This window comes from Nocardioides oceani (genome assembly GCF_030412965.1).
In the GTDB taxonomy this organism is placed as follows: Bacteria; Actinomycetota; Actinomycetes; order Propionibacteriales; family Nocardioidaceae; genus Nocardioides; species Nocardioides oceani.
In genome coordinates this window covers 62761-75439 of record NZ_JAUHJQ010000002.1, presented here as the reverse complement: position 1 = coordinate 75439, position 12679 = coordinate 62761, and the positions used below count along the sequence as shown (strand labels likewise).

The 12679-nt window shown below is 74.0% G+C and carries 12 protein-coding genes; 5 read left to right on the top strand and 7 right to left on the bottom strand.

The window, feature by feature from the left end; translation table 11 throughout:
• Window positions 1–52: 52 nt before the first annotated feature.
• Both QWY28_RS05845 and QWY28_RS05840 read left to right on the top strand, forming a co-directional pair.
• Window positions 53–361 (top strand): lycopene cyclase domain-containing protein, encoded by a 309-nt coding sequence (locus QWY28_RS05845; RefSeq protein WP_300951382.1) that lies wholly within the window; start codon window positions 53–55, stop codon window positions 359–361.
• A 2-nt stretch (window positions 362–363) separates the two neighbouring features.
• The gene (locus QWY28_RS05840; RefSeq protein ID WP_300951381.1) at window positions 364–1272 is read left to right on the top strand and encodes a prenyltransferase; all 909 of its coding nucleotides are present in this window, start codon (window positions 364–366) and stop codon (window positions 1270–1272) included.
• A gap of 90 nt (window positions 1273–1362) precedes the next feature.
• Here QWY28_RS05840 and QWY28_RS05835 read toward each other — a convergent pair whose 3' ends face one another.
• Genes QWY28_RS05835 through QWY28_RS05825 form a run of 3 tightly spaced genes read right to left on the bottom strand, consistent with a single transcriptional unit; the run spans window position 1363 to window position 7600 of the window.
• Complete coding sequence (locus QWY28_RS05835; RefSeq protein ID WP_300951380.1) at window positions 1363–2106, bottom strand: glycosyltransferase family 2 protein; 744 nt, start codon at window positions 2104–2106, stop codon at window positions 1363–1365.
• Window positions 2103–2657: a DUF2238 domain-containing protein gene (locus tag QWY28_RS05830; RefSeq protein ID WP_300951379.1), complete on the bottom strand. Its 555-nt coding sequence runs from the start codon at window positions 2655–2657 to the stop codon at window positions 2103–2105. Before QWY28_RS05830 ends, QWY28_RS05835 begins: the two co-directional genes overlap by 4 nt.
• A gap of 38 nt (window positions 2658–2695) precedes the next feature.
• The gene (locus QWY28_RS05825; protein WP_300951378.1) at window positions 2696–7600 is read right to left on the bottom strand and encodes an NAD-glutamate dehydrogenase; all 4905 of its coding nucleotides are present in this window, start codon (window positions 7598–7600) and stop codon (window positions 2696–2698) included.
• Between the two features lie 75 nt (window positions 7601–7675).
• Here QWY28_RS05825 and QWY28_RS05820 point away from each other — a divergent pair, with 75 nt between their 5' ends.
• From QWY28_RS05820 to QWY28_RS05810, 3 genes are all read left to right on the top strand, one after another.
• On the top strand, window positions 7676–8155 hold the full coding sequence (locus tag QWY28_RS05820) for a DUF2505 domain-containing protein (protein WP_300951377.1): 480 nt from the start codon (window positions 7676–7678) through the stop codon (window positions 8153–8155).
• A complete protein-coding gene (locus QWY28_RS05815) occupies window positions 8155–8643 on the top strand; it encodes a DUF2505 domain-containing protein (RefSeq protein WP_300951376.1) in 489 nt (162 codons plus the stop codon). Before QWY28_RS05820 ends, QWY28_RS05815 begins: the two co-directional genes overlap by 1 nt.
• A gap of 92 nt (window positions 8644–8735) precedes the next feature.
• A complete protein-coding gene (locus tag QWY28_RS05810; protein WP_300951375.1) occupies window positions 8736–8945 on the top strand; it encodes a hypothetical protein in 210 nt (69 codons plus the stop codon).
• A gap of 100 nt (window positions 8946–9045) precedes the next feature.
• Here the strand turns inward: QWY28_RS05810 and QWY28_RS05805 are convergent, their stop codons facing one another.
• The 4 genes from QWY28_RS05805 to QWY28_RS05790 are packed head-to-tail and all read right to left on the bottom strand — an operon-like array spanning window position 9046 to window position 12654.
• The gene (locus QWY28_RS05805; RefSeq protein WP_300951374.1) at window positions 9046–9186 is read right to left on the bottom strand and encodes a hypothetical protein; all 141 of its coding nucleotides are present in this window, start codon (window positions 9184–9186) and stop codon (window positions 9046–9048) included.
• A 3-nt stretch (window positions 9187–9189) separates the two neighbouring features.
• Window positions 9190–10818 carry an L-glutamate gamma-semialdehyde dehydrogenase gene (gene pruA, locus QWY28_RS05800; protein ID WP_300951373.1) on the bottom strand — a complete coding sequence of 543 codons (1629 nt, stop codon included), beginning with the start codon at window positions 10816–10818 and terminating at the stop codon, window positions 9190–9192.
• 19 nt (window positions 10819–10837) lie between these two features.
• Window positions 10838–11185, bottom strand: coding sequence for a DUF6912 family protein (locus QWY28_RS05795; protein ID WP_300951372.1), 348 nt, complete (start codon window positions 11183–11185; stop codon window positions 10838–10840).
• Window positions 11182–12654 carry a WS/DGAT/MGAT family O-acyltransferase gene (locus tag QWY28_RS05790; protein WP_300951371.1) on the bottom strand — a complete coding sequence of 491 codons (1473 nt, stop codon included), beginning with the start codon at window positions 12652–12654 and terminating at the stop codon, window positions 11182–11184. The genes QWY28_RS05795 and QWY28_RS05790 overlap by 4 nt, the downstream gene beginning before the upstream one ends.
• Window positions 12655–12679: the final 25 nt, after the last annotated feature.

Genomic DNA, 12679 nt, shown 5'->3' with positions numbered 1-12679 from the left:
TGTTGCACCAGCTGTTCCGGCTCCTGCTGGCGCCGCGCGTGCGGAGCGAGGCATGACCTACGCCGGCCTCGCGGGGATCTTCCTCGTCCTCTCCGCCGCGGTGCTCGTGGTCGCGGCCGCGCTCCGCCGTCCCGGCCGCGCCTGGTGGGCCGCGACCGCGCTGACCGCCGCCGCGCTGTTCGTGCTGACCGTGGTCTTCGACAGCCTGATGATCCTCGCCGACCTCTTCCGCTACGGCGAGGGCGCCGAGCCGGCGTTCCTGCTGTGGAAGGCGCCCGTCGAGGACCTCGCCTGGCCGCTCGCCGCCGTGCTCGCGCTGCCCGCCCTGTGGCTGCTGCTGTCCGAGGAGGAGGATCGGTGACCGTGACCGCCACCGCGCCCGCCGGCCGCCGCGCACCGCGCCGAGGACCGATCCCGCTCCTGGGCCAGGTGCTCGGGTCCTCGCGTCCGCTCTCCTGGGTCAACACCGCCTACCCCTTCGCCGCGGCGTACCTCCTCGCCGGCGGGGACGTCGACACCCTCCTCGTGCTCGGCACCCTGTGGTTCCTCGTGCCGTACAACCTGCTGATGTACGGCGTGAACGACGTCTTCGACTACGAGTCCGACATCCGCAACCCGCGCAAGGGCGGCGTCGAGGGCGTCGTGCTCGACCAGTCGGTGCACCGGCTGACGATCGGGCTCGCCATCGCCACGAACCTCCCGTTCGTGGCCTACCTGGTGGCCGTCGGTGACGGCGCCTCCCGGCTGGTGCTCGCGGTGAGCGTGTTCGCGGTGGTGGCGTACTCCGCCCCGGTGCTGCGCTTCAAGGAGCGGCCGTTCCTCGACTCGCTGACCTCCAGCACCCACTTCGTCAGCCCGGCGGTCCTCGGCCTCGCGCTGGCCGACGCGCCCGCGGACACGACCACGGTCGCGGCGGTCCTCGGCTTCTTCCTGTGGGGCATCGGCTCGCACGCCTTCGGCGCCGTCCAGGACGTCGTCGCCGACCGGGCCGGCGGCATCGCCTCGGTGGGCACCGTCATCGGCGCCCGCGGGACGGTCTGGTTCGCGCTCGGGGCGTACGTCGCCGCCGGGCTCGTCCTGCTCGCCCTCCCCTGGCCGGGCACCCTCGCCGCGGCGCTCGTCCTGCCCTACGTCGCCAACGTCGCGCCGTTCGTCCGGGTCACCGACGCCACCTGCGAGGGTGCCAACGCGGGCTGGCGGCGGTTCCTGTGGCTGAACTACGTGACCGGCTTCCTCGTCACCCAGCTGTTCATCTGGATCTCGCTGCGCTGAGCGGCTCCTGGCGGGTGTCCAGCGACCTCGTGGTCGCTCCACACGCGTCCTGCGCATGGTGCAGCGACCACAAGGTCGCTGAAGAGGGAGTCAGCGCGAGAACCGGTCGCGCCACCGCAGCCACGGCGGCGAGACGGCCCAGTTGACCTCGAGGGTGCGGCGGGCCCGGTCGAAGCGCCGGCGCAGCTGCGCGCGGCCGCGGAGGCTGCGGCCCGAGACGCCGACGACCAGCATCGGGTCGAGGCGGATCCGGCGAGTCGGGCCGAGCACGAAGGCGAGGTCCATGTCGTCGTGCAGCTCGGGGTCGAGCCGGTGGACGTCGGCCCGCACCGCCTCCCAGGTCGACCGGCGCAGCGCCATGCTGGAGCCCCACAGGGCGGTGTGGCCGAGGGCGAGGTGGGTGAGCAGGTAGTACGCCCCGAGGTACGCCGCCGCCGCGACGTGCCGCACGCCCCACGGCAGGTCGTGGAACGCCCCGACGCCGGTCGCGGCGTCCAGCCCGGAGTCGCTCATCCGGCGGGCGACGCGCTCGACCCAGCGCGGGCCGGGCCGCGAGTCCGCGTCGAGCCGGGCGATCACCTCGCCGGTCGCGGCGTCGTAGCCGGTGGCGGCCGCCGGCGGGATGCCGACCCGCGGCTCCTCCACCACCCGTGCGCCGAGGTCGCGGGCGACGGCCGCGGTGTCGTCGGTCGAGCCGTTGTCGACGACGACCACCTCCAGCGGGGCGACCGTCTGGCGCGCCAGCAGGTCCAGGCACCGCCGCAGCGCGGGCGCGTCGTCGCGGGCGGGGATGACCACGCTGACCGTGGGCAGCGGGCGGCTCGGGCGGGTCACCGGCGCGCCCCGCGCAGCAGCAGCCCGCTGCCGAGCAGCACCCCGGCGACCAGCGCCCCGACCATGCCGGCGGCGAGGTCGCCGACCGTGTCGTCGTACCCCACCTGGATCCGGCTGTCGAGATAGGTGTGCCCGTACCACTCGCCGAGCTCCCACACGACCGCCAGCGCCGTCCCGGTCGCGGCCGTCAGCACCGTCACCGCCGAGCGCGGGAAGCGCAGCGCGGTCTCGGCCGCCGACGCCATCCCGACCCGCACCAGCACGACCTGCACCAGCGCCGCGATTACGCCGGTCGCGGCCGCGTGCACGACGACGTCGAGCCACGGCACCTTGAGGTACCAGTCGAGCACCGCGGCCCAGGCGGCCACCAGGATGGTCAGGCAGTACGTCGCGTCCAGCGCACCGGGCGCCGACGCCGCCCGCGGCACCATCGTGCCGCCGAGGACGAGGAAGAACACCGCCCCCGCGATCCCGCCGTACGCCGCCAGGCCGACCACCAGGCTGACCAGCGCCGCGACCCGCAGGCCGTCCGCCGCCACCAGCCTGTCCACGCAGCCGAGCCTAGAGGGGTCGCCGCCGCCGGCCGCGCTCAGGTGAGCAGCCCCCGCACCACCCGCAGGGCGACCGAGAGCCGCGCGAGGTCGGCGGCGTCGTCGGCGCAGATCTCCTCGAGCGTGGCGGCGGCGCGGCCGACGACGACGCCGTCGGCGTCCTCCCAGCTCGCGACGCGGGCGGGCGCGGGGTCCTCGGCGGAGGTGCTCCGCAGCACCTGGGCGGTGAGCTGGGCGTGCACCGAGTGGAGGTCCTCGCGCAGCGCCGCGCGCGCCATCGTCTGCCAGCGGTCCTGCCGCGGCAGTGCGACGATCCGCTGCACCACGGCCGGCAGGCCGAGCCGCTCGCCGAGGGTGAAGTGCACGCGCGCCACGTCGGCCGCGTCCAGGTCCTCGCGGGCGGCGGTCTCCACGATCCCGAGCACGGCGTACGCCGGCGACAGCACCGCCACCCGCTCGGCCAGGTCCGCGGGCACGCCGTCGCCGGCGAGCCGGTCGCGGCGCCCCTCGAAGGACGCGAGCTCGCGGCCGGTCATCAGCTCGGGCAGCCGCCCGACGACCGCCTGCACCGGCCCGCGGAACTCCTCGACCGTCGCCTGGCTGTCCAGCGGCGGCCGCCGGTGGGCGACCAGCCAGCGGGTGGCCCGCTCGACGAGCGTGCGCATCTCGATCCGCATCCGGGTCTGGACGCGCGCGTCGAGCCGGTTGTCGTAGCCCTGCAGCTCCAGCCGGAGCGGCAGCGAGGCGAAGATCTCGCGGGCGACGAAGTTGGCGCGGGTGAGGTCGGCGACGTCCGCGCCGGTCTCGCCGGCCAGCCGCGGCACGAAGGTCATGCCGGCGCCGTTGACCAGGTCGTTGACCACCTGGGTCACGATGATCTCGCGGCGCAGCGGGTGGCTCTCGACCTGCGGCCCGAAGCCCTCCCGGACCGGCTGGGGGAAGTAGTTGCGCAGGTCCAGCTCGAGGTAGGGGTCGTCCGGCAGGTCGGAGGCGAGCAGCCGGTCGGCGAGGACGATCTTGGTCCACGACAGCAGCACCGAGAGCTCGGGGACGGTCAGCCCCTCGTGCCGCTCGATGCGGCGCCGCACCTCCGCACGCGAGGGCAGGCCCTCCACCTCGCGGTCGAGCACGCCCTGGTCCTCCAGCCGCCGCATCCACTCCTCGTGGACGTGCAGCAGCGAGGGGGCGTGCGCAGCGGCGTTGGCCAGGGCGAGGTTCTGCTCGTAGTTGTCGCGCACCACCAGCTCGGCGACCTCGTCGGTCATCTCGGCGAGGACCGCGTTGCGCTGCTTGGTCGTCAGGTCGCCGTCGCGCACCACGCGGTCGAGCAGGATCTTGATGTTGACCTCGTGGTCGGAGGTGTCGACGCCCGCGGAGTTGTCGATGAAGTCGGTGTTGATTCGGCCGCCCTCGCCGCCGACGCCGGAGCGGGCGTACTCGATCCGGCCGGCCTGGGTGAGGCCGAGGTTGCCGCCCTCGCCGACGCAGCGGGCCCGCAGGTCGCGGCCGTCGACGCGGATCGCGTCGTTGGCCTTGTCGCCGGCGGCCGCGTGCGGCTCGTCGGAGGCCTTGACGTAGGTGCCGATGCCGCCGTTCCACAGCAGGTCCACCGGGGCGCAGAGGATCGCCCGGATGAGCTCGTGGGGCGTGAGCCGCTCGACGTCGTCGGGCAGGCCGAGCACGCGGCGTACCTGCGCGGAGACCGGCACCGACTTGGCCGACCGCGACCAGATGCCGCCGCCCTCGGAGAGGAGCGACTCGTCGTAGTCGCGCCAGCTCGAGCGGGGCAGGTCGAAGAGCCGGCGCCGCTCGGCGAAGGACGTCGCGGGGTCCGGGTCGGGGTCGAGGAAGATGTCGCGGTGGTCGAACGCGGCCACCAGCCGGGTGTGCTCGGAGCGGAGCAGGCCGTTGCCGAAGACGTCGCCGGACATGTCGCCGATGCCGACGGCAGTGAAGTCCTCGGCCTGGCAGTCGATGCCGCGCTCGCGGAAGTGCCGCTGCACCGAGACCCAGGCGCCGCGCGCGGTGATGCCCATCGCCTTGTGGTCGTAGCCCACCGACCCGCCGCTGGCGAACGCGTCGCCGAGCCAGAAGCCGTAGTCGGCGGCGACGCCGTTGGCGATGTCGGAGAACGTCGCCGTCCCCTTGTCGGCGGCGACCACCAGGTAGGTGTCGTCCCCGTCGTGGCGCACGACGTGCGGCGCCGGCACCGTCGCCCCGTCGACGAGGTTGTCGGTGACGTCGAGCAGCCCGCGGATGAACGTCCGGTAGCACGCCTGGCCCTCGGCGAGCCAGGCGTCGCGGTCGGTCTGCGGCGGCAGCTGCTTGCAGTAGAACCCGCCCTTCGCGCCGACCGGCACGATCACGGTGTTCTTGACCATCTGCGCCTTGACCAGGCCGAGCACCTCGGTGCGGAAGTCGTCGCGCCGGTCGGACCAGCGCAGCCCGCCGCGGGCCACCGAGCCGAAGCGCAGGTGCACCCCCTCGACCCGCGGGGAGTGCACGAAGATCTCGAACCGCGGTCGCGGCGCGGGCAGGTCCGGCAGCTGGGAGGGGTCGAGCTTGAAGGACAGGTAGCGCCGCGGCGCGCCGTCCGGCCGGTCGCCCTCGGGCCGGAAGTAGTTGGTGCGCAGCGTCGCGCCGACGTGGGCGAGGTAGGAGCGCAGGATCCGGTCGTGGTCGAGGCTGACGACGTCGTCGAGCGCGCGGAGCACCTGCTCGCGCAGCTCGCCCTGCCGGGCGGCCCGGTCGTCGGGGTCCGTGCCGGGACCCTCGCCGGCGTACGCCGGGTCGAACCGCGTCTCGAACAGCTCCACCAGCAGCCGGGTGATGTCGACGTTGCCGACCAGGGCACCCGCCAGCGAGCTCAGCGCGAAGGGCGACCCGCCCTGGCGCATGTAGCGCGCGTAGGCCCGGAGCACCGACGCCTGCCGCCAGGTCAGGCCGGCCGCCAGCACGAGCGCGTTGAACCCGTCGGTCTCGCTGTAGCCGTCCCACACCGCGCGCAGGGCGTCCTGCACGAGCTCGCGGGCCTGCGCGGGCAGGTCTCCGCCGTGCCGCAGCCCGAACTCGTAGACGAAGGACCGCCGCCCGAGCCCGGTGAGCTCGTAGGGCCGCTCGTCGACGACCTCCACGCCGAGCGACGAGAGCATCGGCAGCACGGTGGAGAGCGACAGCGGCTCGCCGATCCGGTAGACCTTGAGCCGCACCTCCCCGCGCCCCGCGTCGAGCTCCTCGTGCAGGGCGAGGTCGATCCCGTCCTCCCCCGGGATCGCCTCCAGCCGGCCGACGTCGATCGCCGCGGTGCGCGCGGTGAAGTCCTCCTGGTACGCCGCGGGGAACGACTCGACGTAGCGCCGGGCCAGCGCCGTCCCCGCCTCCTCGCCGTGCCCGGCCAGCACCGCGGTCGTGACGTCGTCGCGCCAGCTGCGGCTGGCCTCGGTGAGCCGGCGCTCGAGGTCGGCGGTGTCGAGGTCGGTCTCCGCGCCCGAGGCCCGCGCCTCGGCCGGGAGGTGCACCACGAAGTGCACGCGGGCGGTCGTCGACTCGTCGATGCGGACCGTGAACTCCACCGACTCCCCGCCGAGGCGCTCGGCGAGGATCGCGGCGAACCGCTCGCGGACCGCGGTGTTGTAGCGGTCGCGCGGCAGGTAGACCAGCACCGAGACGTAGCGCCCGTAGGTGTCGGGCCGCGCGAAGATCCGCACCGCACGCCGCTCCCGCGCCTGCATCGCGGCCTCGGCGACGGGCGCCAGCTCGTCGACCGGGGTGTGGAACAGCTCGTCGCGCGGATAGGTCTCCAGCGTGTCGAGCAGCGCCTTGCCGTCGTGGCTGCGCGGGTCGAAGCCGGAGCGGGCCAGCACCGCGGCCGCCTTCTCCCGGACGAGCGGGATGCGCATGAGCGACTCGGTGTACGCCGCGCTGGAGAACAGCCCGAGGAAGCGCCGCTCGCCGACGACCTCGCCGGCCGCGTCGAACGTCTTGACGCCGACGTAGTCGAGGTACGCCGGCCGGTGCACCGTCGAGCGGGAGTTGGCCTTGGCGAGCACCAGCAGGGTCTTCTCGCGAGCCTTCGCGCTGACCTTCTCCGGCAGCCGGCCGGACTCCTCGGACTGCGGCGGGTCGAAGCGCAGGATGCCCAGCCCGGTGCCGGGGTCGGCGCGGAGGTGGTCGTGCCCCTCGCGCTCCTCGAGGTGGTACTCCCGGTAGCCGAGGAACGTGAAGTGCTCGTCGGCCAGCCAGGTCAGCAGCTCGCGTGCCTGCCGGACCTCCTCGGGGTCCAGCGGCGGCGGCGACTGCTCGAGCCCGTCGACGATCTCGCGGATACGGGCGTGCATCTTCGACCAGTCCTCGACCGCCTCGCGGACGTCGCCGAGCACCCGCTGGAGGTCCTCCTCGAGCGCCGCGACGTCCTCGTCGTCGGCGAGCCGGTCGACCTCGACGTGCATCCACGACTCGCGGACCGCGTCCTCGGCCGGCTCCTTCGCGCCGTCTTCGACGGGCGTGACCGACCGCAGCGCCCCGGCGACGTCGCGGACCACGTCGAAGAGCGGGTGCACGACGACGTGGACGTCCCGCAGCTGGCGGGAGAGCTCCATGGTCAGCGAGTCGACGAGGAACGGCATGTCGTCGACGACGACCTCGACCACCGAGTGCCCGCCGGCCGACCAGCCGTGCTCGGCCACCGTCGGTGTGGAGACCCGGACCGCGGCGCGGCCCTGCGGCCGGTCCTCCGCGAGGCGGTGGTGGGACGCGAGGGCGCCGTACACGTCGGTCTCGCTGCGCTCGAGCAGGTCCTCGGGCGCGACGTGACGGTAGTAGCCGCGCAGCAGCTCACCGACCCGGTCGTGCGGCGGCCCGCCGCTCCCGCGGCCCGCCCTCGCCAGCTCGATCGCCCTGCCGAGGAGGTCGGCCTTGTCCCGGTCCTGCGTCGCCCTTGACACCCCGGTGACCCTAGGCCGTGGTGACCTGGCTCTCAACACGGCGGGGGGCTCCGGCGTACCGGCATGATGGCGCCCATGAGGCTCCGTCACGACCTGGTGTACGACGCGCCGCCGCAGGCGGTCTTCGAGATGCTCGCGGACCCGGTGTTCCGCGAGTCGGTGTGCACCGCGATGGGGGTCGTCTCGGCCGAGGTGGGCCTCGAGCGGACCGGTACCGGCTTCACCCTCACCGTCGACCAGGTGCAGCGCACCGACGACCTGCCGTCGTTCGCGCGCACCTTCGCCGGCGAGACCACCCGGGCGGTCCAGCACGAGGAATGGGCCGACACCACCGGGGGCACGGTGCGGATCGAGGCGCCCGGCAAGCCGACGACCGTCACCGGGACCGTCACCCTCCGCGCCGAGGGGTCCGGCACCCGCGAGGTGGTGGAGCTCGAGGTGAAGGTGAAGGTCCCGCTGGTCGGCGGCAAGCTGGAGAAGCTGATGTCCGAGAAGATCGTCGCCGGGCTGGAGGCCGAGCAGGCCGTCGGCACGGCGTACCTGAAGGGGGCCTGATGGCCAAGCAGATCACCCACGACCTGACCTACGACGCCCCGGCGAGCGCGGTCTACGCGATGCTCACCGACGCGTCGTTCCGCGAGGAGGTCTGCGACCGCTCCGGCGTGCTGCGCCACGACGTGACCGTCAGCGGCGAGGACCTCACGAACGGCGCGCACGTGCGGATCCAGCAGTGGCAGAGCGCCGACGGCATCCCCTCGTTCGCCAAGAAGCTGGTCGGCGACCAGATCGAGATCATCCAAGAGGAGACCTGGACCTCGCCCACCGCGTGCGACGTCACGGTCACCATCCCCGGCAAGCCCGGCGAGATGTCCGGCACCGTCCGACTCGAGGAGGACGGCGGCGTCACGACCGAGCACGTCGAGCTGACGATCACCGTCCGCATCCCCCTCGTCGCCGGCAAGATCGAGTCGCTCGTCGCCGACATGCTGCTGAAGTCGCTCAAGGTCGAGAACACCGTCGGTCGGGAGTACCTCGCGCGCTGAGGCGGCGGGCGGCGGGAGTCCCGGTCTCCCCTGAGAGGTCGGGGTGGTCCGGACCGGCGGTGACCCGGCCGGGGCCGGCTCGTTGGCGGGGCATGCTCGCCCGCGTCCTGCTCTCGCTGATGATCGTGCCCGCGTTCGCGGTGGCCAACGACGCGGTGGTCGACCGGCTCGAGGGCCGGCGCTACTGCCTCGACGACCACCTCGCGGCGCGGTCGGCCGAGCTCACCGACCTGCTGTGCGTGACGGTCGGGGTCGACGGCCCGCCGCTGCCCGCCACCGACCTCGGGGGCCTGCTCGACTGAGCCCCACCCGGGCCCCACTCGTCGTACCCACCCGACGTACGCCGCCTCGTGATGCCCAGAGAGCGCCGGAGCGCACCCTGGGCATCACGAGGCGGCTGGGTCAGTCCTCGGGGTCCTCGCGCTCCTCGCTGCGCCGGCGCAGCACGATGACCACGCCGAGCACGAGGAACGGGCCGAACGCGAGCAGCAGCGTCAGCGCCTGCTCCATCGGGTGGAGCGCGCCGAGGTGGAGGGGGAGCACGGCTCAGCCCATGTACGGGTAGCGGTAGTCCGTCGGCGGCACGAAGGTCTCCTTGATCGAGCGCGGCGAGGTCCACCGCAGGAGGTTGACCGCCGCGCCGGCCTTGTCGTTGGTGCCCGACGCGCGGCCCCCGCCGAAGGGCTGCTGGCCGACCACGGCCCCGGTCGGCTTGTCGTTGACGTAGAAGTTGCCGGCGGCGAACCGCAGCTCCTCGCTGGCCCACGCGATCGCGCGCCGGTCCCGGGCGATGACGGCACCGGTCAGGGCGTACGGCGCCGCCGACTCCATCTGCCGCGCGACCTTCTCGAAGTCGGCGTCCTCGTAGACGTGGACCGCGAGGATCGGGCCGAAGTACTCCGTGGAGAACATCTCGTCGGTCGGGTCGCCACCCTCGACGACCGTCGGCCGGACGAACCAGCCGACGGAGTCGTCGGTCTGCCCGCCCACGAGGACGTCGAGCCCGTCGGTCGCCTGCGCCCGCTCGATCGCGGCCCGGTGCTTGGCGAAGGCCCGCCCGTCGATGACGGCGCCCATGAAGTTCGACAGGTCGCGCACGTCGCCCATCGCGATCGACTCCACCTCGGCCAGCAGGTCGTCGCGCATCGCGTTCCACACCGACCGGGCGACGTACGCCCGCGAGGCGGCGGAGCACTTCTGTCCCTGGAACTCGAACGCGCCGCGGACCAGCGCGGTGCGGACCACGTCGGGGTCGGCGGAGGGGTGGGCCAGCACGAAGTCCTTGCCGCCGGTCTCGCCGACCAGGCGGGGGTAGGCGCGGTAGGAGGCGATGTTCTCGCCGACGGTGCGCCACAGGTGCTGGAACGTCGGGGTCGAGCCGGTGAAGTGGATGCCGGCCAGCTCGGAGTGCGCCAGGGCGACCTCGGAGACCGCGAGGCCGTCGCCGGGGAGCATGTTGATGACGCCGGGCGGCAGGCCGGCCTCCTCGAGCAGCTGCATGGTCAGCGACGCGGCCAGCTGCTGGGTCGGCGAGGGCTTCCAGACCACCGTGTTGCCCATCAGCACCGGCGCCGTCGGCAGGTTGCCCGCGATCGCGGTGAAGTTGAACGGCGTGATCGCGTAGACGAAGCCTTCGAGCGGGCGGTGGTCGGTGCGGTTCCAGACGCCGGGGCTGTTGGCGATGGGCTGCTCGCGCATGATCTGGGCGGCGTAGTGGACGTTGAACCGCCAGAAGTCGATCAGCTCGCAGGCCGCGTCGATCTCGGCCTGGAACGCCGTCTTGGACTGCCCGAGCATCGTCGCGGCGTTGAGCCGCTGGCGCCACGGGCCGGCCAGCAGGTCCGCGGCCCGCAGCAGCACGGCCGCCCGCTCGTCGAAGGGCAGGTCGCGCCAGCCCGGCGACGCGACGCGGGCCGCCTCGACCGCCGCCTCGGCGTCGGCGGTGGTGCTGTTGCGCGTCACGCCGAGCACGTGCTGGTGGTCGTGCGGCTGGACGACCTCGATCTCCGCGCCGCCGCCGGGGCGCCACTCCCCGCCGATGCGGGCGGGCAGCTCGGCGCGGTCCTTCTCCAGCACCGCGATCTCCGCGAGCAGCGCCTCGCGCTCCGGGCTGCCGGGCGCATAGGTCAGGTTCGGCTCGTTGACCGGAGCCGGCGGGGTGGTGGTGGCGTCCATGGTCGCCACCGTACGAGCCTCACCCGGAGATCAGGAACTCGATCTCCTGGGTCGCGAACCACGCGAGGTCCTCGTCGGGGTCGGCGTCGGTCGGTCGGTCCTCGGTGTCGGCGTGCACCGCGACCACCCGGCGCAGCGGCACCGGCCCGTCGGGGTCCGCGCCGTCGGCCAGCTCCGCCACGACGACGACCCGCCGGCCCGGGCCGTCCAGGACCGCCGCGGAGGCGTCCGCGGCGCCCAGCAGCGCGGCGTACTCCCCCTCCTCGGTGTCGTCCGGCGCGACGACCCGGTCGGTCCCGGCCGGCAGCTCGCCGCTGGCGTGGAGCTCGGCCAGGCCGCGCAGGGTCGTCGGCAGGTAGACCCTCACGGGCGGCTCCCTCGGGGTCGGGCGGGGCGGGCGGGCGCGGTCGCGCCCTTCCGGCCCCGGGGGGCGCGGGTGCGGCCGCCGTTGACGGTGTCGAGCAGCTCGTCGAGCGCCTCGGAGATGCAGGTGCCGAGCAGGTCGGCGTCCGGCAGCTGGTCGCGGTCGGCGGTGATGCCGTAGTAGACCCCACCGTCGTACGACGTCACGCCGACGGCGAGCGGGTGGTCCTGGACCAGCGGGTGCACGGGGTAGCTGGCGACCATCCGCGCGCCGGCGGCGTACAGCGCCGACTGCGGGCCCGGGACGTTGGTGACGCTCACCTGGTAGCCACGCCGCACCTCGCTGGCGGCCAGCCGCGAGCCGATCGCGTGGAACGTCGTGGGGGCGAAGCCGGCGATCCCGGCCAGGCGGTTCGCGGCGACCCCGCGGCCGGTCTCCTTGTGCGCCTGGAAGGAGTAGCTCACCTGGTGCAGCCGCACGACCGGGCTGGCCTCCCCCACCGGGAGGTCGACGTAGTGGGCGGCGATCTGGCTGCCCAGCGAGGTCGCCTCCAGCTCGGTGTCGATGACCGAGACCGGCACCACGGCACGGATCCGGCGGAAGCCGCGCAGCGACTCGTCGCGCGTCATCAGCCACGCGCGCAGCCCGCCGGTGACCGTGGCGAGGATGACGTCGTTGACGGTGCCGCCGTGGACGTCGCGCACGCGCCGGTAGTCCTGCAGCCGGGTCTCGACCGTGACCACGCGGCGCTGCTGGGAGAGGGGGCCGCCCAGGGCTCCGGCGCGCTGCGGTCGGCGCCCGGCCAGACCGCCCAGCACCCGAGCGGCGGTGCCGGCGGTGGACTCGGCGGTGCGCAGCAGCGCACCGGTGGTGCCGCGGGCGGCGTCGAGCACGGTGCGAGGGTCGCTGAGCGAGTCGCGGGCGGCCTCGGCGAGCACCGCCGCGGACGAGCGCCGCCGACGGGGCTGCCACTCGTCGCCGCCCAGCAGCTTGGGCTCGGGGCTCACGTCGAGCAGCAGCTGGCCGAGGTCGACGGTCTCCACACCGTCCACGAGGACCTGGTGGGCCTTGGAGAGCAACGCGACCCGGCCGCCGGTGAGGCCCTCGACGAGGTACATCTCCCACAGCGGTCGGGTGCGGTCCAGCGGCCGGGAGACGATCCGGCCGACCAGCTCGCGCAGCTGGTCCTGGGTGCCCGGGCGCGGCAGCGCCGAGCGGCGCACGTGGTAGGCGAGGTCGAAGTGGTCGTCGTCGACCCACACCGGGTTCGCCAGGCGGCCCGGCACCTGCTGGAGCCGCTGGCGGTAGCGGGGCACGAACGAGATCCGGTCGCGGATCAGCTCCACCAGTCGGTCGTGGTCGAAGCCGGACTCCGCGCACTCGAAGATCTCGACCGTCGCGTTGTGCGCCGGGGCGGACGGCGTCTCCTCGGCCAGGAGCGCGAGGTCGCGGGGCCGCAGCCGCTCGCTCATCCGGCTCTCACTCCCTCGTGGGTGT

Bases quoted from the DNA above. Each gene is read 5' to 3' on its own strand.
- QWY28_RS05845 (WP_300951382.1), top strand. From the start codon at position 53: ATGACCTACGCCGGCCTCGCGGGGATCTTCCTCGTCCTCTCCGCCGCG.
- QWY28_RS05820 (WP_300951377.1), top strand. From the start codon at position 7,676: ATGAGGCTCCGTCACGACCTGGTGTACGACGCGCCGCCGCAGGCGGTC.
- QWY28_RS05815 (WP_300951376.1), top strand. From the start codon at position 8,155: ATGGCCAAGCAGATCACCCACGACCTGACCTACGACGCCCCGGCGAGC.
- QWY28_RS05810 (WP_300951375.1), top strand. From the start codon at position 8,736: ATGCTCGCCCGCGTCCTGCTCTCGCTGATGATCGTGCCCGCGTTCGCG.
- pruA (WP_300951373.1), bottom strand. From the start codon at position 10,818: ATGGACGCCACCACCACCCCGCCGGCTCCGGTCAACGAGCCGAACCTG.
- QWY28_RS05790 (WP_300951371.1), bottom strand. From the start codon at position 12,654: ATGAGCGAGCGGCTGCGGCCCCGCGACCTCGCGCTCCTGGCCGAGGAG.